This window comes from Kosakonia sp. S42, assembly GCF_016624785.1.
Lineage (GTDB): Bacteria > Pseudomonadota > Gammaproteobacteria > Enterobacterales > Enterobacteriaceae > Kosakonia > Kosakonia cowanii.
In genome coordinates this window covers 47,637-72,735 of the sequence record NZ_JACVTW010000004.1, presented here as the reverse complement: position 1 = coordinate 72,735, position 25,099 = coordinate 47,637, and the positions used below count along the sequence as shown (strand labels likewise).

General features: G+C 57.7%; 23 protein-coding genes. 11 read left to right on the top strand and 12 right to left on the bottom strand.

From position 1 onward, the window contains the following. The first annotated feature begins 244 nt into the window (after positions 1 to 244). Positions 245 to 589, top strand: coding sequence for a YejG family protein (locus IAE50_RS07560; RefSeq protein WP_023479706.1), 345 nt, complete (start codon positions 245 to 247; stop codon positions 587 to 589). 3 nt (positions 590 to 592) lie between these two features. Here the strand turns inward: IAE50_RS07560 and yejF are convergent, their stop codons facing one another. The 9 genes from yejF to IAE50_RS07515 all read right to left on the bottom strand — a co-directional run bounded on the left by yejF (position 593) and on the right by IAE50_RS07515 (position 12,234). After that, the gene (gene yejF, locus IAE50_RS07555) at positions 593 to 2,182 is read right to left on the bottom strand and encodes a microcin C ABC transporter ATP-binding protein YejF (protein ID WP_200579946.1); all 1,590 of its coding nucleotides are present in this window, start codon (positions 2,180 to 2,182) and stop codon (positions 593 to 595) included. Beyond that, entirely contained in the window at positions 2,183 to 3,208 is a 1,026-nt protein-coding gene (locus IAE50_RS07550) for a microcin C ABC transporter permease (RefSeq protein WP_094421087.1), read from the bottom strand. Beyond that, the gene (gene yejB / locus IAE50_RS07545) at positions 3,208 to 4,308 is read right to left on the bottom strand and encodes a microcin C ABC transporter permease YejB (protein ID WP_023479694.1); all 1,101 of its coding nucleotides are present in this window, start codon (positions 4,306 to 4,308) and stop codon (positions 3,208 to 3,210) included. The genes IAE50_RS07550 and yejB overlap by 1 nt, the downstream gene beginning before the upstream one ends. 9 nt (positions 4,309 to 4,317) lie before the next feature. Next, positions 4,318 to 6,126, bottom strand: coding sequence for an extracellular solute-binding protein (locus IAE50_RS07540; RefSeq protein WP_200579945.1), 1,809 nt, complete (start codon positions 6,124 to 6,126; stop codon positions 4,318 to 4,320). 92 nt (positions 6,127 to 6,218) lie between these two features. Continuing rightward, entirely contained in the window at positions 6,219 to 7,775 is a 1,557-nt protein-coding gene (locus IAE50_RS07535) for a cyclic di-GMP phosphodiesterase (RefSeq protein WP_200579944.1), read from the bottom strand. 169 nt (positions 7,776 to 7,944) lie between these two features. After that, positions 7,945 to 8,508 carry a bifunctional murein DD-endopeptidase/murein LD-carboxypeptidase gene (mepS, locus tag IAE50_RS07530; protein WP_023479708.1) on the bottom strand — a complete coding sequence of 188 codons (564 nt, stop codon included), beginning with the start codon at positions 8,506 to 8,508 and terminating at the stop codon, positions 7,945 to 7,947. 422 nt (positions 8,509 to 8,930) lie between these two features. Beyond that, positions 8,931 to 9,632 (bottom strand): phosphatase PAP2 family protein, encoded by a 702-nt coding sequence (locus IAE50_RS07525; RefSeq protein WP_200579943.1) that lies wholly within the window; start codon positions 9,630 to 9,632, stop codon positions 8,931 to 8,933. 43 nt (positions 9,633 to 9,675) lie between these two features. Continuing rightward, complete coding sequence (locus tag IAE50_RS07520) at positions 9,676 to 10,653, bottom strand: GTP-binding protein (protein ID WP_200133329.1); 978 nt, start codon at positions 10,651 to 10,653, stop codon at positions 9,676 to 9,678. Positions 10,654 to 10,767: 114 nt separating this feature from the next. Continuing rightward, positions 10,768 to 12,234, bottom strand: coding sequence for a mannitol dehydrogenase family protein (locus IAE50_RS07515; protein ID WP_200579942.1), 1,467 nt, complete (start codon positions 12,232 to 12,234; stop codon positions 10,768 to 10,770). Between the two features lie 205 nt (positions 12,235 to 12,439). On the opposite strand from IAE50_RS07515, the gene uxuA reads away from it, so the two are divergent. Continuing rightward, positions 12,440 to 13,630, top strand: a complete 1,191-nt coding sequence (gene uxuA / locus IAE50_RS07510; RefSeq protein ID WP_042715735.1) for a mannonate dehydratase — start codon at positions 12,440 to 12,442, stop codon at positions 13,628 to 13,630. 69 nt (positions 13,631 to 13,699) lie between these two features. Here the strand turns inward: uxuA and yeiP are convergent, their stop codons facing one another. Next, positions 13,700 to 14,272, bottom strand: a complete 573-nt coding sequence (yeiP, locus tag IAE50_RS07505; protein ID WP_200579941.1) for an elongation factor P-like protein YeiP — start codon at positions 14,270 to 14,272, stop codon at positions 13,700 to 13,702. Positions 14,273 to 14,439: 167 nt separating this feature from the next. On the opposite strand from yeiP, the gene IAE50_RS07500 reads away from it, so the two are divergent. From IAE50_RS07500 to fruA, 4 genes are all read left to right on the top strand, one after another. Continuing rightward, positions 14,440 to 14,694, top strand: coding sequence for a YkgJ family cysteine cluster protein (locus tag IAE50_RS07500; RefSeq protein WP_042715737.1), 255 nt, complete (start codon positions 14,440 to 14,442; stop codon positions 14,692 to 14,694). 259 nt (positions 14,695 to 14,953) lie between these two features. Further along, positions 14,954 to 16,084, top strand: a complete 1,131-nt coding sequence (fruB, locus tag IAE50_RS07495) for a fused PTS fructose transporter subunit IIA/HPr protein (RefSeq protein WP_042715740.1) — start codon at positions 14,954 to 14,956, stop codon at positions 16,082 to 16,084. After that, positions 16,085 to 17,023 (top strand): 1-phosphofructokinase, encoded by a 939-nt coding sequence (gene fruK / locus IAE50_RS07490; RefSeq protein ID WP_023479738.1) that lies wholly within the window; start codon positions 16,085 to 16,087, stop codon positions 17,021 to 17,023. Positions 17,024 to 17,039: 16 nt separating this feature from the next. Then, the gene (gene fruA, locus IAE50_RS07485) at positions 17,040 to 18,734 is read left to right on the top strand and encodes a PTS fructose transporter subunit IIBC (protein WP_200133325.1); all 1,695 of its coding nucleotides are present in this window, start codon (positions 17,040 to 17,042) and stop codon (positions 18,732 to 18,734) included. 347 nt (positions 18,735 to 19,081) lie between these two features. Here fruA and nfo read toward each other — a convergent pair whose 3' ends face one another. Both nfo and IAE50_RS07475 read right to left on the bottom strand, forming a co-directional pair. Further along, a complete protein-coding gene (gene nfo / locus IAE50_RS07480; RefSeq protein ID WP_200579940.1) occupies positions 19,082 to 19,942 on the bottom strand; it encodes a deoxyribonuclease IV in 861 nt (286 codons plus the stop codon). 72 nt (positions 19,943 to 20,014) lie between these two features. Further along, positions 20,015 to 21,064: a YeiH family putative sulfate export transporter gene (locus IAE50_RS07475; RefSeq protein ID WP_200133324.1), complete on the bottom strand. Its 1,050-nt coding sequence runs from the start codon at positions 21,062 to 21,064 to the stop codon at positions 20,015 to 20,017. A 102-nt stretch (positions 21,065 to 21,166) separates the two neighbouring features. Between IAE50_RS07475 and yieE the strand changes: the two genes are divergently transcribed. The 5 genes from yieE (at position 21,167) to IAE50_RS07450 (ending at position 25,016) form a co-directional block, all read left to right on the top strand. Further along, positions 21,167 to 22,033, top strand: a complete 867-nt coding sequence (gene yieE / locus IAE50_RS07470) for a DNA-binding transcriptional regulator YeiE (RefSeq protein WP_042712342.1) — start codon at positions 21,167 to 21,169, stop codon at positions 22,031 to 22,033. Between the two features lie 154 nt (positions 22,034 to 22,187). After that, complete coding sequence (locus IAE50_RS07465) at positions 22,188 to 22,973, top strand: transporter substrate-binding domain-containing protein (RefSeq protein ID WP_200579939.1); 786 nt, start codon at positions 22,188 to 22,190, stop codon at positions 22,971 to 22,973. A gap of 3 nt (positions 22,974 to 22,976) precedes the next feature. Beyond that, entirely contained in the window at positions 22,977 to 23,642 is a 666-nt protein-coding gene (locus IAE50_RS07460; RefSeq protein ID WP_200579938.1) for an amino acid ABC transporter permease, read from the top strand. After that, positions 23,642 to 24,298, top strand: coding sequence for an amino acid ABC transporter permease (locus tag IAE50_RS07455; RefSeq protein ID WP_023479714.1), 657 nt, complete (start codon positions 23,642 to 23,644; stop codon positions 24,296 to 24,298). The genes IAE50_RS07460 and IAE50_RS07455 overlap by 1 nt, the downstream gene beginning before the upstream one ends. After that, a complete protein-coding gene (locus tag IAE50_RS07450) occupies positions 24,279 to 25,016 on the top strand; it encodes an amino acid ABC transporter ATP-binding protein (RefSeq protein WP_023479833.1) in 738 nt (245 codons plus the stop codon). Before IAE50_RS07455 ends, IAE50_RS07450 begins: the two co-directional genes overlap by 20 nt. Positions 25,017 to 25,099 lie beyond the last annotated feature (83 nt).

Genomic DNA, 25,099 nt, shown 5'->3' with positions numbered 1-25,099 from the left:
AATCCTCTCGTGTAAAAAGTCACATCTTTGTAGTGAAAAAGGTTGAGTTAGATCTCATAAACGGGTACATATAGCCGAAAAGTTGGCCTGCCGACGCGTTCATAACATGCTGATAAAAGCGCGGCAAACCCACACACTACGCGGGGTGCAACCTTTTCTCTGCCGCTGGCAGGATGAAATGTGAATAGTGTGTTAATCTAGATGTGAAATATTTGTGAAGTGAAAGTGCTTCTGGGGAAAGAAAGTGAATACATTACAGCTCTCAATCATCCACCGTTTGCCCCAGTGCTATCGCTGGCGAGAAGGTTTTGCAGGTGCCAAAGTTGAACCGATTCCGCAAAATGGACATGCGGCTGACGACGCGCTGGTGGCATTAAAATTGCTCAGCCCGGACGGCGATAACGCCTGGCCGGTGATGCATAAACTCAGCCAGGCGCTCAGTGATATCGAAGTCGACTGCTCGGTGGTTGAGTGCGAAGGCGAGCCATGCCTTTTCGTTCACAGCCAGGATGAGTTTGCCGCGACCTGCCGCCTGAAAAACTTTGGCGTTGCCATCGCGGAACCCTTCTCCAACTACAACCCGTTCTGAACCTCAGCTCAGCGACAGCAGCTGGCGTGTATACGCCTGCTGAGGTTCGTCAAACACCCGCCGACACTCGCCCTGTTCCACCACTTCACCCTGCTTGAGCACAATCACCTGGTGGCAGAGGGTGCGCACCAGATGCAGATCGTGACTGATAAAGATATAGGCCAGCCGGTGCGTCTGCTGAAGCGACTTCAGGAGCGCGAGGATCTGCGCCTGCACGGTGCGGTCCAGCGATGAGGTTGGCTCATCCAGAATAATCAGCTCCGGCTTCATAATCAGCGCGCGGGCAATGGCGATACGCTGGCGCTGGCCGCCGGAAAACTCCGCCGGATAACGCTGGCGCGTCTGCGCATCCAGCCCCACTTCCTGCATCACCTCGATTACCCGCTGCTCGCGGGCTTCGCGCGACAGCTCAGGCTGATGCACGCGTAACCCCTCTTCGATAATCTGCTGCACATTGAGGCGCGGATTCAGCGCCGAATTAGGATCCTGAAACACCACCTGAATCCGGTGGCGCACCGGCAGCATCTGCTTGCGGCTCCACTTATGCAGCGGTTTGCCGTCGAAAAGAATCGTGCCTTCGGCGTTAACCAGCCGCAGCAGCGCAAGGCCAGTGGTGCTTTTTCCCGAGCCGGATTCACCCACCAGCCCCAGCGTTTCACCGGCGCGCAGGGTAAAGGAGATCCCTTTCACCACCGCATTTTGCGCGACCACGCGGCGGAAAATGCCTTTACGCACCGGGAAGCTGACGCCAAGTTTCTCCACCTGCAATAGCGGCTGATCGACGGGCGGCAGCGGCACCGGATCGCCGTGCGGCTCGCTGTTGATCAGTTTTTGCGTATAGGGGTGGTTCGGCGCGCTGAACAGGACTTGCGCACGGTTCTGCTCCACGCAGCGGCCGTTTTGCATCACCGCCACGTTATCCGCCAGCTTGCGCACAATGTTCAGGTTATGGGTGATAAACAGCAGCCCCATATTAAGCTCGTCGCGCAACTCCCGCAGCAGGGTGAGGATCTGCGCCTGCACGGAGACATCCAGCGCGGTGGTCGGTTCATCGGCAATCAGCAGCTCGGGGCGCGTCAGCAGCGCCATGGCGATCATCACACGCTGGCGCTCGCCGCCGGAGAGCTGATGCGGGAAGTCGCCGAGGCGGCTGCGCGCATTACGGATGCCGACGCGATCGAGGCAGTCGAGCATCTCGGCCCGCGCCGCTTCCCGGCGCATTCCCCGGTGCAGGGAGAGCACTTCATAAAGCTGTTTCTCCAGCGTATGCAGCGGGTTGAGGGAGACCATCGGCTCCTGAAAGATCATGGCAATCTTGTTGCCGCGCACGCCGCGCAGGGTGCGCTCGCTGGCATGCAGCAGGGATTCACCATGAAACAGAATATCGCCCGCGGGGTAGACCACCGGCGGCGAGGGGAGCAGGCGCAGAATTGACAACGCGCTAACGCTCTTGCCGGAGCCGGACTCACCCACCAGTGCCAGCGTTTCGCCCGCGTCAATGCGCAGGGAGAGATCCTCCACTACCGTGCGGGTCGTCGCCTGCTGGCGAAAGGCGATGGTTAACGCGTCAATAGTCAGTAACGGGGAAGCCATTTACACCGCCTTATTAGGATCAAACGCGTCGCGCACCGCTTCGCCGATAAAGATCAGCACCGACAGCAGCAGCGCCGTTGAGACGAACGCCGCGATGCCGAGCCACGGAGCTTGCAAATTATTTTTACCCTGCAGCAGCAGTTCGCCGAGAGACGGAGAGCCAAGCGGCAGCCCGAAACCAAGAAAATCGAGGGAGGTGAGGGTGCTGACCGAGCCGCTGAGAATAAAGGGGAAGAAGGTGAGCGTCGCCACCATCGCATTAGGCAGCATATGGCGCAGCATAATCGCGCCATCGCTGACGCCCATCGCCTGCGCGGCGCGGATATAGTCAAAATTACGCGTGCGCAGAAACTCGGCGCGCACCACGCTCACCAGCGTCATCCAGCCGAACAGCACGGTAATGCCGAGCAGCCACCAGAAACCGGGCTGGATCACGCTTGAGAGCAAAATAATCAGGAACAGCGTCGGCAGCCCGGACCACACCTCAATAAAGCGCTGGCCGAAGAGATCGATCTTACCGCCGTAATAACCCTGCACGGCACCGACCACGATGCCAATGACGCTGGAGCAGAGCGTCAGCAGCAGGCCGAACAGTAAAGAGATGCGCGTGCCGTAGAGAATGCGCGCCAGCACATCGCCGCCGTTGGCATCGGTGCCGAGCCAGTTTTGCGCCGATGGCGGAGAGGGGAAGGGCTGTGTGGTGGCGTAGTTAATGCTGCGCGCGCCGAAACGCACCGGCGCCCACAGCGCCCAGCCGTGCTCGTTAAGCTGCTTTTGCAGCCACGGATCCTGGTAATCCGCCGGTGTGGCAAACGGGCCGCCAAAGTCGCTCTCGCTGTACTCTTTCACCAGTGGCACAAACCACTCGCCCTGGAAGCGCACCAGCAGCGGCTTATCGTTGGCGATCAGCTCCGAGCAGAGGCTCAGGACAAAAATCACGACAAAGATCCATAACGACCAGTATCCACGGCGGTTATGGCGAAAACGCGCCCAGCGCGCCTGGTTAACATAACTGAGTCTGAACATCAGCGCCCCTCGAAATCGATACGCGGATCGACCAGCGTATAAGTGATATCGCTGACAATATTCAGCAGCAGGCCGATAAGGGAGAAGATATAGAGCGTGCCGAACATCACCGGGTAATCCCGCGAGACGGTCGCTTCATAGCCCAGCAGACCGAGACCGTTGAGGGAGAAGATCACCTCGATCATCAGCGAACCGGTAAAGAACATGCTGACAAAAGTCGCCGGAAAACCGGCAATTACCAGCAGCATGGCGTTGCGAAAGACATGTTTACGCATGATATTGCGTTCGCTCACCCCTTTGGCGCGCGCCGTCACCACGTACTGCTTGCGGATCTCATCGAGAAAGGAGTTTTTGGTGAGCATCGTCAGCGCGGCAAAACCGCCAATCACCGTCGCCAGCACCGGCAGGGTAATGTGCCAGAGATAATCAGCGGCCTGTTTATACCAGGGCAGCGTGGCGAAATCCGTCGACACCAGCCCGCGCAGTGGGAAGAAGTCATAATAGCTGCCACCGGCGAAGAAGATGATCAGCAAAATGGCGAACAGAAACGGCGGAATAGCGTAGCCGACAATAATCAGCGCGCTGCTCCAGATATCAAACCGGCTGCCGCTGTAGACCGCTTTACGTATCCCAAGCGGAATCGACACCAGGTAGATAATCAGCGTGCCCCACAGGCCAAGAGTGATGGAGACCGGCAGGCTCTCTTTGATCAGTTGCAGCACCGAGGCGCTGCGAAACAGGCTATCGCCGAAATCGAAGCGTGCATAATCCCACAGCATCTTGAAGTAGCGCTCGGAGAGCGGTTTATCGAAGCCGTAGCGCTTTTTGATCTCCTCAATCACCTGCGGGTCGAGGCCGCGCCCGCCGCGATAGTGGCTATCGTTAGTCAGGGCATCGCCGACGCCGGTGCGCGCATGGCCTGCACCCATACCGCCATCACCCGTGCCGGGCAGCCGCCCCTGATCGCCAAACTCAATGGCGGCAATCGCCTGATCGACCGGGCCGCCGGGCGCAATCTGCACGATAAAAAAGTTGATGGTAATAATCGCCCACAGGGTGGGGATCAGCAGCAGTAAGCGGCGAATGAGATAAGCACCCATCCCGTCTCCTTAACGTCTGGCGGCGGGCAGTTTCGCCGCCTTGTTTACGTCATACCACCAGGTATCAAACCCAATTGAGTAGACGGGGCGAATGCCGGGCATGGAGAACTTGTCCCAGTACGCAAGGCGATCGGCCGCCATATACCACATCGGCAGCATGTAATAGTTCCACGTCAGCACGCGATCCAGCGCGCGCCCGAGCGGCAACAGCTTCTCTTTATTCCCCTGCCAGCGGGCAATCTGTTCGAGCAGGGTGTCGATAGCGGGGTTTTTTACCCCCGGCGCATTGTAGGAGGAGTCGATATAGGCAGAGCCCCACGAGATTTGCAGGTCGCCGCTCGGCCACGGCTGCGCGCGCCACAGACGCGGCATCATGTCGTAATCGCGGCTGCGCATGCGGTTGGTCGCCTGTGAGTTATCAACCTGGCGTAACTCCATGGTGATGCCGAGGCGAGCAAGATTGTGCTGGAAGGGCAGCACCCACTGCACATTGCCGCCGGAGGGGAGCAGCAGTTCAAAAACAAAGGGCTTGCCGGTTTTGGCATTCACCCGCTGCTGGTTTTTCAGCACCCAGCCCGCGTCGTTCAGCAGCTTATCGGCTTTCAGCAGATTCTGGCGATCATAGCCGTCGCCGCTTGAGGTCGGCGGGGAGTAGATCTGCGTAAACACTTCAGGCGGGATCTGATCTTTTAACGGTGCCAGCAGCGTTAGCTCATCGGCATCCGGGTAGTTACGCGCGGCATATTCTGTGTTGATAAAGTAGCTATCCGCCCGGCTGTAGGCCCCATAAAACAGGGCTTTGTTCATCCACTCGAAGTCGAAGGCCAGCGAGACCGCTTCACGTACCCGTCGGTCAGCGAATACCGGGCGCTGGGTATTAAACGCCAGCCAGCGCGCATCCTGCGCCGAGTGGTTAGGCTGTTCATCTTTGACGATATAGCCGCGCGCGAAATTGGTGCCGATATAGCGCGTGGCCCAGTTTTTCGGGCTATCTTCGCTGCGCAGATCGTAAGAGCCAGCTTTAAAGGCTTCAAAGGCGACGTTGTCGTCGAGATAGTAGTCATAGCGAATATTGTTGAAGTTCCAGCGGCCGCGATTAACCGGCAGGTCGGCAGCCCAGTAATCGCGCACGCGGGTATAGGCAATATACTGCCCCATGCGCCAGCTGCTGATGCGATAAGGCCCGCTGCTCAACGGCGGGCGGGCAAGCGGCTCGCTGAGGTTATGATCTTTCCAGAACTTCTCCGGCATTACCGGCAGCGTCAGCAGGCTGAGCATATCCTCTTTGCCCGGCTTCGCCAGCTCAATGCGCACGGTCAACGGCGAAATGGCTTTTACCGTCGTGCCTTTATAGACAATGCGAAACTGCGGCACCCCCTGAGTCATAAACTTCTGGAAGGTGAAGGCGACATCGCTGGCGCGGATCGGCGAGCCGTCATGGAAGCGGGCGCGGGGATTGAGCGAGATCTCCATCCACGAGAAGTCATCAGCATAGCGGGTGGTTTCGGCAATCAGCGGATAGTAGCTGCCTGGCTCATCGTCGGAGGTGGTAAACAGGGCGTCGTACAGCGCATCGGTGCGCACCGCCGGATTGCCGCGCAGGGCGAAACGGTTGAAGTTATCAAAGGTGCCGATATTGGCGAGCGTCACGTTACCGCCTTTCGGCGCAGCGGGGTTCACATAATCAAAATGGGAAAAATTAACGGCGTATTTCGGTTCGCCGATAATCGCAAAGCTGTCACTCTCTTTAATGGTCTGCGCCTGGCTGGCGAGGGCGATAAACGCCAGTAACAGAGCAACAATGCGCGCACACTTCATTTGCTGGATCCCTTTTACCGCAATGCGACGGAGGCGTGAATTTTTCTGCTTGAATAATAGGGGAGGGATCGGCGGTTGTGAACTCTTTCCGCCTACAGCCGGGCAGTAAATGTCGGCGGCCGCCAGTCGATAAACTGCTGCAGCGTCATCGGGCGGCTGAAAAAGTAGCCCTGCAGATAGTGCACGCCGCGATCGCGCAGCCAGCGCACCTGCTCCGGCGTCTCCACCCCTTCCGCCACGGTACGCATATTGAGCCGTTTCGCCAGCGTCAGCACGGCGTCAAGTACCGGTGAGGTTACGGTCTCCGTGCCGATGGCGTTAACAAAACCGCGATCGATCTTCAGGAAATCGAGGGTGAAGCGCTCAAGGTAGATCAGCGCGCTATGACCGGTGCCGAAATCATCAATGGCGATCTCAAACCCTTCATCATGCAGCCACTGGAAGATCTTATTGACCTCATCGTGGTTGAGCATGTCGCGCTCGGTGATCTCCAGCACCACGCTGAAGTAGTGAGGAGGAAGCGAGAGGGCAAACTGCTGCATATCTTCTTTAAAGCTCGGCGCATGCAGATGACCGGGCGCAATATTGACGCCCATTTTCACCCCTTCCGGCAGCAGCGTTTTTAAAACCGGCGCATCGCGGGCGATAAGCTTAAACAGATGCAGAGTCAGCGGCACAATTAACTGCTGCGCTTCGGCAAAATGAATAAAGGCATCGGGCGGAATTTCGCCGGCGGTTGGGTGCTTCCAGCGCATTAATACTTCAAAACCGGTCACTTTTAACTCTGCACCGCTGACCACTGGCTGATAGACCACATAAAACTGGTCGCGCTTAATCGCCGTGAGGATCTCCCGGCCGGGGCGCAGATGGATCGCGAGCATGGCAGCGCTCAGCAGACCGGCAAGCATACCGACAGTGGCACCCAGCAGCAGCGCGAACTGCAGATCTTCCACTCGCCATTTATCAGCGTAGAGATAGAGCCTGACCGGCGAGCCTTCAACCTGCGCGCTCAGGTAGGGCGTTTGATGCAGGGCACTTAACAGCAGTGGTCTGCCTGCGAAGGTGGTCAGCGCGCGATCGCCGATACCGAGCGCAAGGCCGTTGAGATCGGGCATCTGCGTGGTGTAGAGCATATAGGGCGCGAGGTTGATATTGAGCGTGGCGAGCACGCCGCGGTTATCCAGCAGCGGGCTGCGAAACCAGAGCGCAATCACCGGCTGCGTCGGCATCATCGGCGTACCGGGTAAAATCACCATATCGGTCGTTTTATTAATATCGATACCTGGAATCAGCCGTTTCATCGGCTCATCCATATCGCCGGTGGCCGACGAACAGTAGGCGTGCTGATCTTTTACCAACAGAAAGGCGCGCACATTCTGGCTGAAGGCGGCTTTCGAGGTGAGCTCGCTGGCAGCCTCTTCGCAGCTGTTGAGCGTGAGCGGGTGCAGCGATTCTGCCGCAGTGCGGATAGTGCTGAAGTAACTGGCATAAGAAGCCTGAATGCTGCTCAGCAGGGTATCGTAGCGCGCTTCACGCTTTTGCTGCTCCAGCCAGAACTGAATACCGCCGACCAGCAGGGCGACGAGCGCCCCGGTCAGCAGGCTGATGAGCACAACGCGTCGATTAACGGTGACGTTACGGGTAAGCATGATGCTGAGCCTATGTTAGCGGTTCATCATATTTCGCCTGTAAAGCGGGGAATATAAGCGAAATAAAACCCGGAAAGTTTCGTATAGCATATTGCAGGCACAAAAAAACACCGCCGAAGCAGTGTTTTTTATAACTTTACGCCAGCCAAGGGTAACTGGCATAAAGCGATTAGCTGCGTGTCAGGATGCGTCGCGCTTCGTTATAGCGCTTCTTCCAGTATGGCTCATCAAGGTTGGAAATCATCACACCACTGCTGGTGGAGGCATGAACGAATTGGTTATTACCAATATAAATGCCGACATGACGTCCGGTAGAGCCTGCGCGGAAGAGAACCAGATCGCCGGTGCGCAGACTGGTGCGCGAAATAGACTTACCGGTTTCCTGCTGTTCCCATGTGGAGCGCGGCAGCTCTAAACCAAACTGTTCGCGGAAGGTGCGCTGCACAAAACCAGAACAGTCGATGCCTTTCTTGGTGTCGCCGCCGAGACGGTAGCGAACGCCTTTCCAACTTGCATACTGATCCATAAGCCGGTTTTTAACATCCAGATTACGTACCAGGTTTTCAAATTCATCCTGAGAGGCTTGCAGTGAAGAGCTATCTTCGGGCACAGCATGCGTCTCAGGATGCATATTCTTGGCGGTATTTGTTGAACAAGCTGAAAGCAGAACCGCTACTGCGATCGCGGGTATCGCCCGCACGATATATCTCAAGATCGGCTGAGACTTGACCATGTTGCTTATTTTCCCTTGAAGTCCTTAACGATAATATCGTTATGAAAAATGCTAAACGCAGCGAGATTAATTATCTGAATGTTTCAAGACAAATACTCGAGCCAGAATTTGTGGCGAGACGCACAAATTACCGCGCAGAGAGTAAAAGAGCACTCTTTGCGACAAGACGAACCGAGGTTACCTGAACATCTAATGCAAGGCGAGTGCTTTTCATCACTTTTTTATAAGAAATTGTGATACAGAAAGTGAATTTATGCGTTTGGTCAATAAATGGACGAATAAAGAGAAATAGCGGGCAAAATGCTCTTTTTAAAGGCGATTGAGTTGGCTAAAAAGTGACACAATCAGGCATCCGCCGGGAATTTACATTAAGGACGCTAATGATCGCCTCTTCCCGGCGGCGCTAAATGTTATTCAAGTGTTTAAATTTTGTGTTTCCCGGGCAAATAGCGATCAAATAACGCCACGATCTTATCGCTCAGTGGCGTCATCAGGCACCAGGGCAGGCCAATCAACACCGCAGAGAGTGAACCGACGGCAATATCTGTAAACCAGTGCGCGCCAATCATTACCCGGGGGAAAGCAAATATGACAAATATAAGTATCCCGATGGCGAATGCTTTTTTACCGAAATAACGCAGCATCACCGAGGCAAAAATCAGCAGCATCATTCCGTGGTCGCCCGGGAAGCTATCTTTCGAGGCATCTTTGGTCGGGAAGTTGAGCAGATCGCTCACCCGATAAGTGTCGGTAAAGGAGATCGACGGGCTGGCGCGCTTCACCGGCATCATATGCTGCGCAAGCTGGTTGATCACCAGCGCCAGCAGCAGCATGGTCAGGCCAATCATCACCACACGCCGACGTCCGGCCGAATCTGCCGGCAGCCAGAAAGAGAGCATCAGACAGCCCATCGCCACCAGCGAACAGGCATCAAACGCGCGGTTGTTGGTTAGGGCCACAAACCATAAGTAGGCGCGATTCTCGGCGAGGCCATGGTTGAAAAAGTGGAAAATCGCTGAATCGAGCGGGAACCAGAAACCATGATTCACTGGCAGATACCAGGAGAAAAACAGCGCGAGGCCAGCAGCATTCAGCAGCACGATGAGAGGCAGTCGGGTTTTCATTTTGCAGGCTCTTTTAGGTTTAAGGGACGCCACGGTAGTCTGGCTAACTTAAACGAAGCTTCAACAGCGCTGATTGAAGCGTGTTCCAGTCAGCCTCGCTGTCGGTGATTAACTCTATCCGGCTATCGGGTGGCGCAACGTTTTGCGTCTCAATATGCAAATCCTGACCCTGGCGGTTTACGCGCAGCAACCCTTCGGGAATACGCATTACCCCTTTTACCCGCGACACCGGTGCAAGCCGCGCCCACTCCAGCAGACCAATAGTGTCGAAAACCGTATCGGCATCGAAAATCCAGCCGCAGGCATGGTGCCCCTGGCCACTATTCAAATTGCGACGCCAGCGCTGATGCGCCGGTAAACTCAGTGCCGCCAGCCCCTTTTTCTCACCGTGCGCGTGATCGTGCGCGGCGCTGGCGGGCAGGGCGCGCAGATTACGGCGCGGTTGGTCGAGCAGGCTGCCGTCAATCGCCCCCTGCGTGGCGTTCACCCGCAGGCGATCGCCGCCAAACTCAGCCCACCATGCGTCAAATGCCTGCTGGCTCTCGGCGCTGGCGCGATCCTCTTTATTCGCAACGATAATATCCGCTGCCGCTAACTGGTCGCGGAAGTTCTCATTGTTCAGCGCTTTCTCATCCAGCAGCTGGCGTGGGTCGAGCAGGCAGAGCGTGGCGCGCAGATCGATCCACGGCTCATAGACCGGGGCGGTAAGCATATCGAGGATCTGCTTCGGGTGGCCCAGCCCGGTCGGTTCAATCAGCAGGCGATCGGGTTTGCCCTGACGCAGCAGGGTATTGAGGCCGACTTGCATCGGCAGGCCGTTGACGCAGCACATGCAGCCGCCTGGGATCTCTTTAAGCAGCGCGCCGCTGTCGCTGAGCAGGGCGCCATCAATGCCGACCTCGCCAAACTCATTCACCAGCACCGCCCACTTCTCCTGCGGATCTTTATGGGCCAGCAAATGCAGAATGGAGGTGGTTTTGCCGCTTCCGAGAAAGCCGGTAATCAGATTGGTCTTCGTCACAGGAACTCCGCGTCATCAAAAAGCACAAGCGGACAATCCTGGCGAAAAAAAGGGGAAAAGAGAAGAGCGCGGACGGCGCATCGCACTATCCGTCCGCGTTGAGGGCAAAAAATGTTAAGGGTTGACCGCCTGCTGCACCGCGCCGTGTGCGCCGAGGGTATCAATAGCGCGCCAGGCCTGGCTGATGGCATCGACAAACACCGGGTTATGCGGCAGATCGTTACCGAAGATCTCTTTCAGGGTCAGCAGCGCAGTGACGCGCTCGTCGCTGCTGCTGGTCTCAACGATGGCACGGATTTTATCCGCCAGCGGATCGCGAATATCAATGGTCTCGCCCGCATCATCGACGCCGCTGACATAGCGCATCCAGCCCGCGACGCCAATCGCAAGCAGCGGCCAGTCGCTCTGGCGCTGAAGATGAATACGGATCCCGTCCAGCAGGCGCTGCGGCAGCTTCTGGCTGCCATCCATCGCAATCTGCCAGGTGCGGTGTTTCAGCGCCGGGTTAGCGAAGCGCTCAAGCAGGCTGTCGGCGTAGGCGTTAAGGTTGACACCTTTAATGCGCAGCGTCGGTGCCTGCTCATTGAGCATCAGCTGGCGCGCCGCCGCACGGAAGGCCGCGTCCTGCATACACTCATTAATATGGGCAAACCCGGCGAGATAACCTAAATAGGCGAGGAAGGAGTGGCTGCCGTTAAGCATGCGCAGCTTCATCTGCTCCCACGGCTGCACATCTTCCACCAGCTGCACGCCCGCTGTCTCCCACGCCGGACGCCCGGCGACAAAGTTATCTTCTATTACCCACTGAATAAACGGCTCGCAGCTGATGGCGCAAGGGTCGAAAACGCCCAGCACGTCGGCAATCTCCGCCAGCGACTCGTCGGTCGCCGCCGGAACGATGCGATCGACCATGGTGGCCGGGAAGCTGACATGCTCCGCTATCCACTGCGCCAGCTCCGGCGAGCGGGTTTGCGCCATGCCGAGCACGGCGTTTTTCACCACGTGGCCGTTGTCAGGAATGTTGTCACAGGAGAGCACGGTAAAGGACGGCAGCCCGCGTTCGCGGCGGCGGTGCAGGGCTTCTACCAGAATGCCCGGCGCAGAGTGCGGCTCATGCGGGTATTTCAGATCGTGCTCAATACGCGGCTGGGTGAGATCAAGTTCACCGCTGGCCGGGTCGATGCAGTAACCCTTTTCGGTGATGGTCAGGGAGACAATCGCCACCTGCGGCTCGCAGAACTTCTCAATAATCGCCGCCAGCGTGTCGAGTTTGGCATTCAGGCACTCGTTCACCGCGCCAATAATAATTGGCTGGTTTCCGTCCGCGCCTTTCTCCAGCACCGTATAGAGATGTTCCTGCTCGCGCAGCTGCGACATTAAAACATCGCCGCTAAACAGACTGATTTCGCAAATGCCCCAGTCGCCGCCTTGCGCATTCAGCACCCGGTCGGTTAATAACGCCTGATGGGCGCGGTGAAAGGCACCAAAACCGAAGTGGACGATGCGCGAACGGAGCTGGCTGCGATCGTACTGAGGCTGTTGCACCGAAGCGGGCAGCGTGGCGGAGGCAATTGTTTTCATCTCTATACACCTGATTAACCAATAATTAACAATAGCAGTGTAAAGTTATATGACAGCAAAAAGAATTGGTATGCCTTAAATATCCGGGGAATGTGAGCTGGATCAATCATTGCTGTGGCAGGATTTGACCGCTATCCATAAGCATGTATGGTAGTCGTCATGTTTCACGCTGTATTGGTATAACAACTTTTTTGAGGGGAAGACGATGGAACAAACCTGGCGTTGGTATGGACCGAACGATCCGGTTTCTCTTGATGATGTTCGTCAGGCAGGCGCGACCGGCGTGGTCACCGCTCTGCACCACATTCCGAACGGCCAGGTGTGGCCGGTGGAAGAGATCAAAGCCCGCCAGGCCCTGCTGGCTGAAAAGGGGCTTTACTGGTCCGTTGTCGAAAGTATCCCGGTACATGAAGAGATCAAAACTCACTCCGGCGACTGCGACAAATGGATTGCCAACTATCAGCAGAGCATCCGCAATCTCGCCGCCTGCGGGATTGATACCGTCTGCTACAACTTTATGCCGATCCTTGACTGGACGCGCACCGACCTGGAATACCAGCTGCCGGATGGCTCACGCGCGCTGCGCTTCGACCAGATAGCCTTTGCCGCGTTTGAGCTGCATATCCTTAAACGCGAAGGGGCGCAGGCCGATTACAGCGACGAGGAGCAGCGCCAGGCGCAGGCCTATTTCAATGCGATGAGTGATGCGGAAGTGGAAAAGCTGACGCGCAATATCATTGCCGGTCTGCCGGGGGCGGAAGAGGGCTATACGCTGGATCAGTTCCGTGCGCGTCTGGCGGAGTATGACGGCATCGACAAAGCACAGCTGCGCGAAAATATGGCCTGTTTCCTGCGCGCCATTGTGCCGGTGGCGCAGGAAGTGGGCGTGCGGCTGGCGGTTCACCCGGACGATCCGCCGCGTCCGATCCTCGGCCTGCCACGCATTGTCTCCACCATTGAAGATATGCAGTGGCTGAAAGAGGCGGTGGACAGCATCAACAACGGCTTTACCATGTGCACCGGCTCCTACGGCGTGCGGGCGGATAACGATCTGGTGCGGATGATCGAGACCTTCGGCGATCGCATTCACTTTACTCATCTGCGCGCCACCTGCCGCGAAGAGAACCCGAAAACCTTCCACGAAGCGGCGCACCTGCAGGGCGATGTCGATATGGTGTCGGTGGTGGCGGCAATCCTTAGCGAAGAGCAGCGCCGTAAGAAAGCAGGCGATCTGCGCCCGATCCCGTTCCGCCCGGATCACGGTCACCAGATGCTTGACGATCTGCACAAGAAAACCAACCCCGGTTACTCGGCAATTGGCAGGCTGAAAGGGATGGCGGAAGTGCGCGGCGTTGAGCTGGCGCTGAAGAAAACGCTGTTCCGCGACCTGCTGTAATAGCCGCGGGTAAACGCTCTGCTCGCTTTCGCGGGCGAAAAAAAAGCCTCCATGCGGAGGCTTTTTTATTTAATCAACGCGGCCCATATAGCGGCGCTCTTCAATATGAATGCGGATCTTCTCGCCGGTGGTCAGGTACTCCGGCACCTGCACCACCAGGCCAGTGTTCAGCGTGGCAGGCTTGGTACGGGAGCTGGCAGATGCGCCTTTGATGCCCGGTGCGGTTTCAACGATTTCAAGATCCACGGTCTGCGGCAGCTCGAGCGCCAGCAGCTGGCCATCCCACAGCAGCACCTGCATATCCGGCATGCCGCCTTCCGGAATAAACAGCAGCTCATCTTCAATCTGATCTTTGGTAAAGGTATAGGGCGTGTAATCTTCTTTATCCATGAAGACGTATTCGTTGCCGTCTACATAGGAGAAGTCAACGAAACGGCGGTTCAGGGAGACGGTATCAACAATGTCGTCGCCTTTAAAACGCTCTTCAACTTTCAGGCCGGTGCGGACATCAGCAAAGCGCATTTTATACAGTGTTGCTGCGCCACGGGCGCTCGGTGACTGAATATCAATATCTTTTACAATCAGCAGCTTGCCGTTGTAGTTCAGCACCATACCTTTTTTGATTTCGTTCGCTCTTGGCATTGCCAGGTTCCTGTAAAAAAGAAATTCACCAAAATATCGCGACAAACTACTCGCGAGGGCCTTTTCAGGCAAGGGGAATTGCTGAGTTTTGCGTTGGATGGGCAAAAGATGATAGCGTGCCCCGCAGCGCGCTATTTCAGCGCGTCGACGCCAATAAGAGAGCCGCTATGCACTGCCGCCCGGACTGCGGAGCCTGCTGTACCGCCCCGTCCATTACCAGCCCGATCCCCGGCATGCCCAACGGTAAACCGGCCAACACGCCCTGCGTTCAGCTTGATGAACATCAGCGCTGCAAGCTTTTTGGTTCGCCACTTCGGCCAACAGTGTGCGCCGGCCTGCAGCCAGGCCTGGAGATGTGCGGTTCAACGCGCGAACAGGCGATGATCTACCTCCTCGATCTCGAACAGCAAACCGCGCCGTAATTCCTTTCAAAGCTGAACAGGCTGAAGGCGATAAGCTGACGGCCAAATCCGCGTCAGCAAATTTCCCTTAACGGACTGTAAAATGTGCAGTGCCTCAAAATTCTTAAATGCCAAATGAGAGATTTCTTGATCGTTGAGCAAAAAAGGTCAAGACTCCTTGAAACGTTTCAGCGTCATCGCATTGTCTCTGAACCACGGCGGTGGCGTAACCTTTCTTATGTAAGCTGAAACGATTCAATTTCAGCGGGAGACGAGTCACATGTTCCAGTTATCCGTTCAGGACATCCATCCAGGCCAGCAGGCCGGTAATAAAGAAGAGGCCATCCGCCAGATCGCGGCGGCACTGACCGAAGCCGGCAACGTGGCTGAAGGCTACGTCAATGGCATGCTCGCACGCGAGCAGCAAACCTCCACCTTTCTTGGCAACGGCATCGCCATTCCGCACGGCACCACCGACACGCGCGACCAGGTGCTGAAAACCGGCGTCAAAGTATTCCAGTTCCCGCAGGGCATTCTGTGGAGCGAAGGGCAGGTGGCTTACGTTGCTATCGGTATCGCCGCCAGCTCTGATGAACACCTCGGCCTGCTGCGCCAGCTGACGCACGTGCTGAGTGATGACGCCGTCGCCGCGCAGCTGCAATCCGCCACCACCGCTGAAGAGCTGCGTGCGTTGCTGATGGGCGAAAAGCAGAGCAGCGCGCTGAAGCTGGATAACGAAACCCTGTCGCTGGACGTCAACGCCAGCTCGCTAATGACGCTGCAGGCGCTGAACGCCGCGCGTCTGAAAGAGGCGGGCGCGGTAGACAGCGTCTACGTCACCCGTGCTATTAACGAACAACCGCTGAACCTCGGCCAGGGCATCTGGCTGAACGACAGCGCCGAGGGCAACCTGCTGAGCGCAGTGGCCGTCAGCCGGGCCGCCACGCCGTTCGACGTGGAAGGTGAAAACGCCGCCGTGCTGGTGAGCGTCGCGATGGCCGATGAGCAACCCGTTGCCGTGCTGAAGCGCCTGAGCGATCTGCTGCTGGCGAATAAAGCTGACCGTCTGCTGAATGCCGACGCCGCCACGCTGCTGGCACTGCTGACCAGCGACGACGCGGTCGCGGACGATCTGCTCAGCGAAGAGTTTGTCATTCGTAACGAGCACGGCCTGCATGCCCGTCCGGGCACCATGCTGGTTAACACCATTAAACAGTTCAATAGCGAAATCACCGTCACCAACCTCGATGGTTCAGGCAAACCGGCAAATGGCCGCAGCCTGATGAAAGTGGTTGCGCTGGGCGTTAAGAAAGGACACCGCCTGCGCTTTACCGCACAGGGCGAAGATGCTGAACAGGCGCTGAAAGCGATTGGCGACGCCATCGCCGCGGGCCTGGGAGAGGGAGCGTAAATGAGCAGAAGAGTCGCAACAATTACATTAAACCCGGCCTACGATCTGGTGGGTTTCACCCCGGAAGTCGAGCGTGGCGAAGTCAACCTGGTGCGCACCACCGGGCTGCATGCCGCCGGTAAAGGGATCAACGTCGCCAAGGTGCTGAAAGATCTGGGCATCGACGTCACCGTGGGCGGTTTCCTCGGTAAAGATAACCAGGACGGTTTTCAGCAGCTGTTCAGCGAGCTGGGCATTGCCAACCGTTTCCAGGTGGTGCAGGGGCGTACGCGCATCAACGTTAAGCTGACCGAGAAAGATGGCGAAGTGACCGACTTTAACTTCTCCGGTTTCGAAGTCACCCCGGCCGACTGGGAGCGTTTCGTCGCCGACTCACTCACCTGGCTTGGCCAGTTCGATATGGTCTGCGTCAGCGGCAGCCTGCCGTCCGGCGTCAGCCCGGAAGCCTTTACCGACTGGATGACGCGCCTGCGCAGCCAGTGCCCGTGCATCATCTTTGACAGCAGCCGTGACGCGCTGGTCGCCGGGCTGAAAGCCGCGCCGTGGTTAGTGAAACCTAACCGCCGCGAGCTGGAGATCTGGGCCGGTCGTAAACTGCCGGAATTGCAGGACGTTATTGAAGCCGCTCACGCGCTTCGCGAGCAGGGGATCGCCCACGTGGTGATTTCGCTGGGCGCAGAAGGGGCGCTGTGGGTCAACGCTTCGGGTGAATGGATCGCCAAACCGCCGTCAATGGAAGTGGTAAGCACCGTTGGCGCAGGGGATTCGATGGTTGGCGGCCTGATTTACGGCCTGCTGATGCGTGAGTCCAGTGAGCACACTTTACGCCTGGCCACCGCTGTCGCTGCACTGGCGGTCAGTCAGAGTAACGTAGGGATTACCGATCGTACCCAGTTAGCCGCGATGATGGCGCGCGTTGACTTAAAACCCTTTAACTAACAGCAGGAGAGGCATAATGAAAACGCTGCTGATCATCGACGCTGAACTCGGACAGGCCCGTGCCTATATGGCAAAAACCCTGCTGGGCGCGGCGGCGCAAAAAGCGAATCTGCAATTTGTTGATAACCCTGGCGACGCGGAACTGGCAATCGTATTGGGTAGCCAGCTGCCGAACGACGCGGCGCTGAGCGGGAAAAAAGTCTGGCTGGGCGATATCAATCGTGCGGTCGCGCACCCGGAGCTGTTCCTGAGCGAAGCGAAGAACCACGCCGCGCCTTACAGCGCACCGGCTGCTGCACCTGCGGCGGCAGCTCCGGCCGCAGGGCCGAAACGTATTGTTGCCGTGACCGCCTGTCCGACCGGCGTCGCACACACCTTTATGGCGGCAGAAGCTATTGAAACCGAAGCGAAAAAACGCGGCTGGTGGGTGAAAGTTGAAACGCGCGGCTCCGTGGGCGCAGGCAATGCCATCACCCCGGAAGAGGTGGCGCAGGCGGATCTGGTTATCGTCGCGGCGGATATCGAAGTGGACCTGGCGAAGTTTGCTGGCAAACCGATGTACCGCACCTCGACGGGTCTGGCACTGAAGAAAACGGCGCAGGAGCTGGATAAAGCGGTAGCGGAAGCGAAACCGTACCAGCCATCCAGCAAAGGGCAGTCTGAATCTTCAGAAGGTAAAAAAGAGAGCGCGGGCGCCTATCGTCACCTGCTGACCGGCGTCTCTTACATGCTGCCGATGGTGGTGGCGGGCGGTCTGCTGATCGCACTCTCCTTCGCCTTTGGTATTACCGCGTTTAAAGAAGAGGGCACGCTGGCGGCGGCGCTGATGAAGATCGGCGGCGGTACGGCGTTTGCGCTGATGGTGCCGGTACTGGCGGGCTTTATCGCCTTCTCGATTGCCGACCGTCCGGGTCTGACGCCGGGTCTGATCGGCGGTATGCTGGCGGTGAGCACCGGGTCTGGCTTTATCGGCGGTATCATTGCCGGTTTCCTTGCCGGTTACATCGCGAAAGCGATCAGCAAAGGCTTTAAGCTGCCGCCAAGTATGGAAGCGTTGAAACCGATTCTGATTATTCCGCTCTTCTCCAGCCTGATTGTTGGCCTGGCGATGATCTACCTTATCGGTACGCCGGTAGCGAAAATCCTCGCGGGTCTCACCTCATGGCTGCAAACCATGGGCACGGCGAACGCCGTTCTGCTGGGCGCGATCCTCGGTGGCATGATGTGTACCGATATGGGCGGTCCGGTGAACAAAGCGGCCTACGCCTTTGGTGTCGGGCTGCTGAGTACGCAAACCTACGCGCCGATGGCGGCGATTATGGCGGCCGGTATGGTGCCACCGCTGGCGATGGGTCTGGCGACGCTGGTTGCACGCAACAAGTTCGACAAAGGTCAACGTGAAGGGGGTAAAGCGGCGCTGGTGCTGGGTCTGTGCTTTATCTCTGAAGGCGCGATTCCGTTTGCGGCGCGCGATCCGATGCGTGTTATTCCGTGCTGTATCGCCGGTGGCGCGCTGACGGGTGCTATTTCGATGGCGATTGGCGCCAAACTGATGGCACCGCACGGTGGTCTGTTTGTGCTGCTGATCCCGGGTGCTATCACCCCGGTGCTCGGTTACCTGCTGGCGATCGTTGCCGGTACGCTGCTGTCGGGTCTGCTGTATGCCCTGCTGAAACGTCCGGAAACGGAGATGGCCGCGAAAGTTGCCTGAGCCGTAAAAACAGAAAAAGGCCGCTAAGCGGCCTTTTTTTATGCCCGCAAAAGGGCAGATTTGCTTTTGTAGGCCTGATAAGCGTAGCGCCATCAGGCATCACGCCCTTGCCGGATGGCGGCGAACGCCTTATCCGGCCTACAGGTGGGGATGGTTTGGTGTTGTAGGCCTGATAAGCGCAGCGCCATCAGGCATTACGACACTGCCGGATGGCGGCTGACACCTTATCCGGCCTACGGCTCGCAGGTGATTTTGCTTTTGTAGGCCTGATAAGCAAAGCGCCATCAGGCATTGCGGCATTGCCGGATGGCGGCGAATGCTTTATCCGGCCTACGGTTCGCAGGGGATTATCCGGCGGTGGTTTCCGCGTACTGCTGCGCTTTCAACCACGCTATCTCTTCCACCCAGATATCCGGGTTAACGGTCTCGAGGATCAGCGGAATGCCGTCGAAGCGCGCATCGCGCATGATCCAGCGAAACGCATCGTGGCCAATATTGCCTTCACCGAGGCTGTGATGGCGGTCAACCCGGCTGGCAAAGCCGCTTTTCGCATCATTCAGGTGCATCCCGCGCAGGTATTTAAAGCCCACCACGCGGTCAAACTCGGCAAAGGTGGCGGCGGTTGCCTCTTCGCTACGCAGATCGTAACCGGCGGCAAACGCGTGACAGGTATCAATGCAGACACCGACGCGGGATTTATCCTCCACGCCCTCGATGATCGCCGCCAAATGCTCAAACCGGAAGCCGAGGTTGCTGCCCTGACCGGCGGTGTTCTCAATCACCGCGGTGACGCCTTCGGTCTGCGCCAGCGCAATGTTGATAGATTCCGCAATGCGCGCGAGGCATTTCTCTTCCGGGATCTGCTGCAGGTGGCTGCCGGGGTGGAAATTGAGCAGTGTCAGCCCAAGCTGCTGACAGCGGGAAAGCTCATCAATAAACGCCTCGCGGGATTTCTCCAGCGCCTCATCAACCGGATGACCGAGGTTAATCAGGTAGCTGTCGTGGGGCAGGATTTGCGCCGGGGAGTAGTTGTGCGTTTCACACGCGGCTTTGAACGCATCAATCGTTTCCGTGGTTAACGGCGCGGCGCGCCATTGACGCTGATTTTTGGTAAACAGCGCGAACGCCGTTGCGTCCAGCTCGGCGGCGCGGATGGCCGCATTTGCGACGCCGCCTGAGGCGCTAACATGCGCACCAATGTATTTCATAAACACTCCTGTTGAGACCCGCCGGGGGAAAACCGACATCATAGCGGGTCTGCAGGGCAGAGATGTAGTGCTTTATGCCATCACCGTGTGAACCAGCAGATTGATAGCGCCACCGCCGACAATCAGCCAGATAAAGAGCAGCAGCCCCATCACCAGTGGTTTCGCCCCGGCGTTTTTCAGTGCACTGATATGAGTAGTCACGCCCAGTGCTGCCATGGCCATTGCCAGCAGCAGCGTATCCAGCGTGTTAAGCGTATTCACCGCTGCGGGCGGCAACAGGTGAAAGGAGTTAAATACCGCCACCGCCACAAAGCCTAAGGCAAACCACGGGATCGTCACTTTGCTTTTCTCGTTACCCTCTTGCGGACTGAGCTGTTTCACCCGCGCAGCCAGCAGCAGTAAAAAGGGAGCCAGCATCATCACGCGCAGCATTTTGGCAATCACCGCCGCATTCTCTGCCTCCGGGCTGACGGCGTGACCGGCGGCGACCACTTGCGCCACTTCATGCACCGTCGATCCAATCCAGATGCCATAGGTTTGTGGGCTGAACCACGGCGCAAGCAGCGGCCATAGCGCCGGATAGATAAAGATCGCCAGCGTGCCGAAAATCACTACCGTGGCGATGGCAACGGTCACTTTGCTCGCCTCCGCTTTTACTACCGGCTCCGTTGCCAGCACCGCCGCCGCACCGCAGATACTGCTACCCGCGCCAATCAGCCAGCTGGTTTTTTTATCCAGCCCGAAAACTTTTTGCCCAAGAAAACAGGCCAGCATAAAGGTGCTGGAGAGGGTCAGCACATCGATCAGCACGCCGCTGACGCCGACGTCAGCAATCTGGGAAAAGGTCAAACGAAAGCCATACAGGATAATGCCGAGCCGGAGCAGATGCTGTTTGGCAAACAGCACGCCGCTGTCGCAGTGGCGATGCAGCGCCGGGTAGAGCGTATTGCCCAGCACCATGCCGAGCAGGATCGCCAGCGTTAATGCGCTCAGGCCAAGGCCAGCAACGGCGGGCAGGGAGCCCAACCACAGCGCCGCCGCGGTAATCGCACCGCTCAGCAGCAGGCCGGGCATCACGCGCCAGACGCGGGAGTGATGAGAGTGTAATGTGATGTCGGTCATAGCCTTCTCCTCTTGTTGCTGAAAAGGGTACGGCGCGCTGGCTTAAAGGTAAAATTGATTATATATTTATAATTAATCTTTATAAGTGGTAAGCGACTCCTTATGCATATAACTCTGCGCCAGCTCGAAGTCTTCGCGGAAGTGCTGAAAAGCGGCTCCACCACCCAGGCCTCCCAGCGTCTGGCGCTGTCGCAATCAGCGGTGAGCGCTGCGCTGACGGACCTGGAGGGGCAGCTTGGCGTGCAACTGTTCGATCGCGTCGGCAAACGGCTGGTGGTCAATGAGCACGGGCGGCTGCTCTACCCGCGCGCGCTGGCGGCGCTGGAGCAGGCAAGCGAAATCGAACAGCTGTTTCGCGAGGCCAACGGTGCTATCCGCGTCTTCGCCAGCAGCACCATCGGTAACTACATTCTGCCGGAGGTGATCGCCCATTACCGGCGTGATTTTCCCGAGCTGCCGCTGGAGTTAAGCGTCGGCAACAGCCAGGATGTGATCACCGCCGTGGCCGATTTTCGCGTTGATATCGGGCTTATCGAAGGGCCATGCCATGCGGCGGAGATCATTGCTGAACCCTGGCTGGAGGATGAACTGGTGGTGTTTGCACCGCCTTCCTCGCCGCTGTTGCAACGTGAGGTGACGCTGGAAGCCCTTGCCGCGGCACCGTGGATCCTGCGCGAGCGCGGCTCCGGTACCCGCGAAATCGTCGACTATTTACTGCTCTCACACCTGCCGCAGTTTCAGCTAGGCATGGAGCTTGGCAATTCAGAAGCGATCAAGCATGCGGTACGCCACGGGCTTGGCATCAGCTGTCTGTCGCGCCGCGTGATTGCCGAACAGCTGGAAACCGGCACGCTGGTGGAAGTCCCGCTGCCATTACCTCGCCTGGTGCGCACCCTGTGGCGCATTCATCATCGCCAGAAACATCTCTCCAGCGCGTTGACCCGCTTTATCCGCTACTGCGATATCTGATTGCACCATCAGCAGGCACCTGCACCGTTTTAGGGGGGCAGGCCTCCTCACGTTTCCCCGCGCGCCCGCTGAATCAGGCACTGGCTTCGTTGGCACATTAGTTGCAAAAAGTGATTCAAAGAATCTTTTGTTTCATGGGCGATGAGGTGTTGAGATGAAAAAGTGGATGATGGCGACAGCCAGTGCAGCAGTAATGATGGTCTGTTCCGCCCAGGCGCTGGCGGATCAGTTGCAGGATATTCAACAGCGCGGCGTGCTGCGCGTGGCCGTCCCGCAGGATTTCCCGCCGTTTGGCTCCGTAGGCACCGATTTGCAGCCGCAGGGCTACGATATCGACATGGCCACCTATCTGGCTAAAGGGATGAAGGTGAAGCTGCAACTGGTGCCGGTCACCAGCGCAAACCGTGTGCCCTACCTGCAAACCAACAAAGTCGATTTGGTCATCTCAAGCCTCGGTAAAAACGCCGAGCGCGAGCGGGTAATCGATTTTAGCCGTGCCTATGCGCCGTTCTTCCTCGGCGTCTTTGGTCCGAAAGACGCAACCCTTGCCGATGCGAAAGCCCTGAGCGGCAAAACCATCGGCGTCACGCGCGGCGCGGTGGAGGATATGGTGCTGAGTGATATCGCACCAAAAGATGCCCAGGTGAAGCGTTATGAAGATAACAACACCACGCTCTCGGCCTATCTCTCCGGCCAGGTTGCCTTCCTTGCCACGGGCAACGTGGTAGTGGCGGCAATTGCCCGCCAGAACCCGCAACACGCGCCGGTGAGCAAATTTATGCTCAAGGACTCTCCCTGCTTTATCGGCTTGATGAAAAACCAGCCGGCGCTGAAGGCCGAGGTCGATAAGCTGGTCGATCAGGCGCAGAAAGAGGGCACGCTGAACAACTTCTCGCAGAAGTGGATGCAGGCGCCGCTGCCCGCGAACTTTGGTGCATAAGCGATGACGGTGACGCTTGATTTCGCCGCGCTCTGGCCCTTCTGGCCGGAACTGCTGGCCGGATTGTGGACAACCATCACCCTGACGCTGCTGGCAACGGTAGGTGGCGTCGCGCTTGGCATCCTCGGCGCGGCGCTGCGCAGCGGCAAACCGGGCGTGCTGCGCACGTTGTGGGGGATCTATGTTGAGGTGATCCGCAATACGCCGTTTGTTGTGCAGCTCTTCTTTATTGTCTTTGGTTTGCCGGGGCTGGGGCTGAAACTCACCGCCGGGCAGGCAGCGCTGATCGCCATGCTGATTAACCTTGGCGCCTACAGCACGGAGATTATCCGCGCGGGCATTCAGGTGACGCCAAAAGGGCAGTGGGAAGCGGCGCGCGTACTTGGCCTGACAAAGGTTCAGACCTTCCTGCGCGTAGTGTTGCCGCCCGCACTGGCGCGGATCTACCCGGCGCTGGTTAGCCAGTGCGTGATGGTAATGCTCGGCTCGTCGGTGGTGTCGCAGGTCTCTTATGAGGAGCTGACCTTTATGGCGAACCTTATTCAGTCGCGCACCTTTTTGAGTTTTGAAGTCTATTTCGTCACCACGCTGCTCTACCTCGCGCTCTCGTTGCTGATGCGTCAGGCGCTGCTGGCGATTGGGCGCAAATGGTTAGGGAGCAGAGCATGATGAGTACTTTTACCGACTGGGATATTGTGCGCAACCTGCTGCTGGCCGCCCGCTGGACGGTGCTGCTCTCGCTGATCGCCTTTTTCTGCGGCACGCTGGTCACCCTGCCGCTGCTGATGGTGCGGCTTGGTCGCTGGCGCTGGCCGCAGCGTTTTGTCAGCGCCTATGCCGCGCTGTTTCAGGGCACGCCGCTGCTGATGCAGCTGTTCCTCGCCTTCTTTGGCCTTGGGCTGTTCGGCATTGATGTCAGCGCCTGGACTGCCGCCACGCTTGCTTTAACGCTGTTTACCAGCGCCTTTCTGCTCGATATCTGGTACGGATCGATTCGCGCCCTGCCAAAAGGGCAGTGGGAAGCCAGCCGCTGTCTCGGGCTGAGCTTTGGTCAGACGCTGTTTCGCGTTATCGCCCCGCAGGCGATCCGCATTGCCATTGCGCCGACGGTGGGTTTTTCCGTGCAGGTGGTGAAGGGCACGGCGCTGGCGTCAATTATTGGTTTTGTCGAGCTGACCAAGGCGGGCACCATGCTGAATAACGTCACCTTTGCGCCATTTAAGGTCTTCGGCCTCGTCGCCGCGGGCTACTTCCTGCTGTGTTATCCGCTGTCGCGCTACAGCCGCTATCTGGAGAAAAAGTTCCATGCCGCTCATCACCATTAATGATGTTCAGAAATATTATGGCGACAACCATGTGCTGAAGGGCGTAAGCCTGGATATTGAGATGGGCGAAGTGGTGTCGATTATCGGGCGCAGCGGCTCGGGCAAAAGCACGCTGTTGCGCTGCATGAACGGGCTGGAGGGCTACCAGGATGGCAGCATCAAACTCGGCGGTATGACGGTGACCGACCGTGAATCGCAGGCGCGGGAGATCAGCCGATCCGTCGGGATGGTGTTTCAGAGCTTCAACCTCTTTCCGCACATGACGGCGCTGGAAAATGTGATGCTGGCACCGCGCCGGGTGCTGAAAATGCCGGCTGAAGCCTGCCGCGAGCTGGCGGTGGAGATGCTGGAGAAAGTCGGGCTTGGCGATCGCATCGATTACGCGCCGTCGAGCCTCTCCGGCGGTCAGCAGCAGCGCGTTGCCATTGCCCGCGCGCTGGCGATGAAGCCGAAAGTGTTGCTCTGCGATGAGATCACCTCCGCGCTCGATCCCGAGCTGGTCGGCGAAGTACTGCGGGTGCTCGAAAAGCTTGCCGCAGAAGGGATGACGCTGATTCTGGTCACCCATGAGATGAACTTCGCCCGTGAAGTGGGCGATCGGGTGGTGTTTATGCATCAGGGCAAAGTGTGGGAGCAGGGGGCGAGTAAAACCTTCTTCAACCAGCCGCGCACGCCTGAGTTACAGCAGTTTATCGCTTCGGTACGCGGTCTCGCCTGACCGCGCGTTTTCGCCTCGCAACATCCTCCATTCACTGCTTTACTTATAATTCGTGGCCAATTATGAAGGTCTCTAATAAGAGA

Coding starts and splice junctions, on each gene's coding strand:
- IAE50_RS07460 (WP_200579938.1), top strand. CDS start 22,977: ATGACGGTGACGCTTGATTTCGCCGCGCTCTGGCCCTTCTGGCCGGAA.
- IAE50_RS07465 (WP_200579939.1), top strand. CDS start 22,188: ATGAAAAAGTGGATGATGGCGACAGCCAGTGCAGCAGTAATGATGGTC.
- fruK (WP_023479738.1), top strand. CDS start 16,085: ATGAGCAGAAGAGTCGCAACAATTACATTAAACCCGGCCTACGATCTG.
- IAE50_RS07455 (WP_023479714.1), top strand. CDS start 23,642: ATGAGTACTTTTACCGACTGGGATATTGTGCGCAACCTGCTGCTGGCC.
- yieE (WP_042712342.1), top strand. CDS start 21,167: ATGCATATAACTCTGCGCCAGCTCGAAGTCTTCGCGGAAGTGCTGAAA.
- IAE50_RS07540 (WP_200579945.1), bottom strand. CDS start 6,126: ATGAAGTGTGCGCGCATTGTTGCTCTGTTACTGGCGTTTATCGCCCTC.
- IAE50_RS07525 (WP_200579943.1), bottom strand. CDS start 9,632: ATGAAAACCCGACTGCCTCTCATCGTGCTGCTGAATGCTGCTGGCCTC.
- yejB (WP_023479694.1), bottom strand. CDS start 4,308: ATGGGTGCTTATCTCATTCGCCGCTTACTGCTGCTGATCCCCACCCTG.
- uxuA (WP_042715735.1), top strand. CDS start 12,440: ATGGAACAAACCTGGCGTTGGTATGGACCGAACGATCCGGTTTCTCTT.
- IAE50_RS07500 (WP_042715737.1), top strand. CDS start 14,440: ATGCACTGCCGCCCGGACTGCGGAGCCTGCTGTACCGCCCCGTCCATT.
- yeiP (WP_200579941.1), bottom strand. CDS start 14,272: ATGCCAAGAGCGAACGAAATCAAAAAAGGTATGGTGCTGAACTACAAC.
- mepS (WP_023479708.1), bottom strand. CDS start 8,508: ATGGTCAAGTCTCAGCCGATCTTGAGATATATCGTGCGGGCGATACCC.
- fruA (WP_200133325.1), top strand. CDS start 17,040: ATGAAAACGCTGCTGATCATCGACGCTGAACTCGGACAGGCCCGTGCC.
- IAE50_RS07515 (WP_200579942.1), bottom strand. CDS start 12,234: ATGAAAACAATTGCCTCCGCCACGCTGCCCGCTTCGGTGCAACAGCCT.
- yejF (WP_200579946.1), bottom strand. CDS start 2,182: ATGGCTTCCCCGTTACTGACTATTGACGCGTTAACCATCGCCTTTCGC.
- IAE50_RS07550 (WP_094421087.1), bottom strand. CDS start 3,208: ATGTTCAGACTCAGTTATGTTAACCAGGCGCGCTGGGCGCGTTTTCGC.
- nfo (WP_200579940.1), bottom strand. CDS start 19,942: ATGAAATACATTGGTGCGCATGTTAGCGCCTCAGGCGGCGTCGCAAAT.
- fruB (WP_042715740.1), top strand. CDS start 14,954: ATGTTCCAGTTATCCGTTCAGGACATCCATCCAGGCCAGCAGGCCGGT.
- IAE50_RS07535 (WP_200579944.1), bottom strand. CDS start 7,775: ATGCTTACCCGTAACGTCACCGTTAATCGACGCGTTGTGCTCATCAGC.
- IAE50_RS07450 (WP_023479833.1), top strand. CDS start 24,279: ATGCCGCTCATCACCATTAATGATGTTCAGAAATATTATGGCGACAAC.
- IAE50_RS07475 (WP_200133324.1), bottom strand. CDS start 21,064: ATGACCGACATCACATTACACTCTCATCACTCCCGCGTCTGGCGCGTG.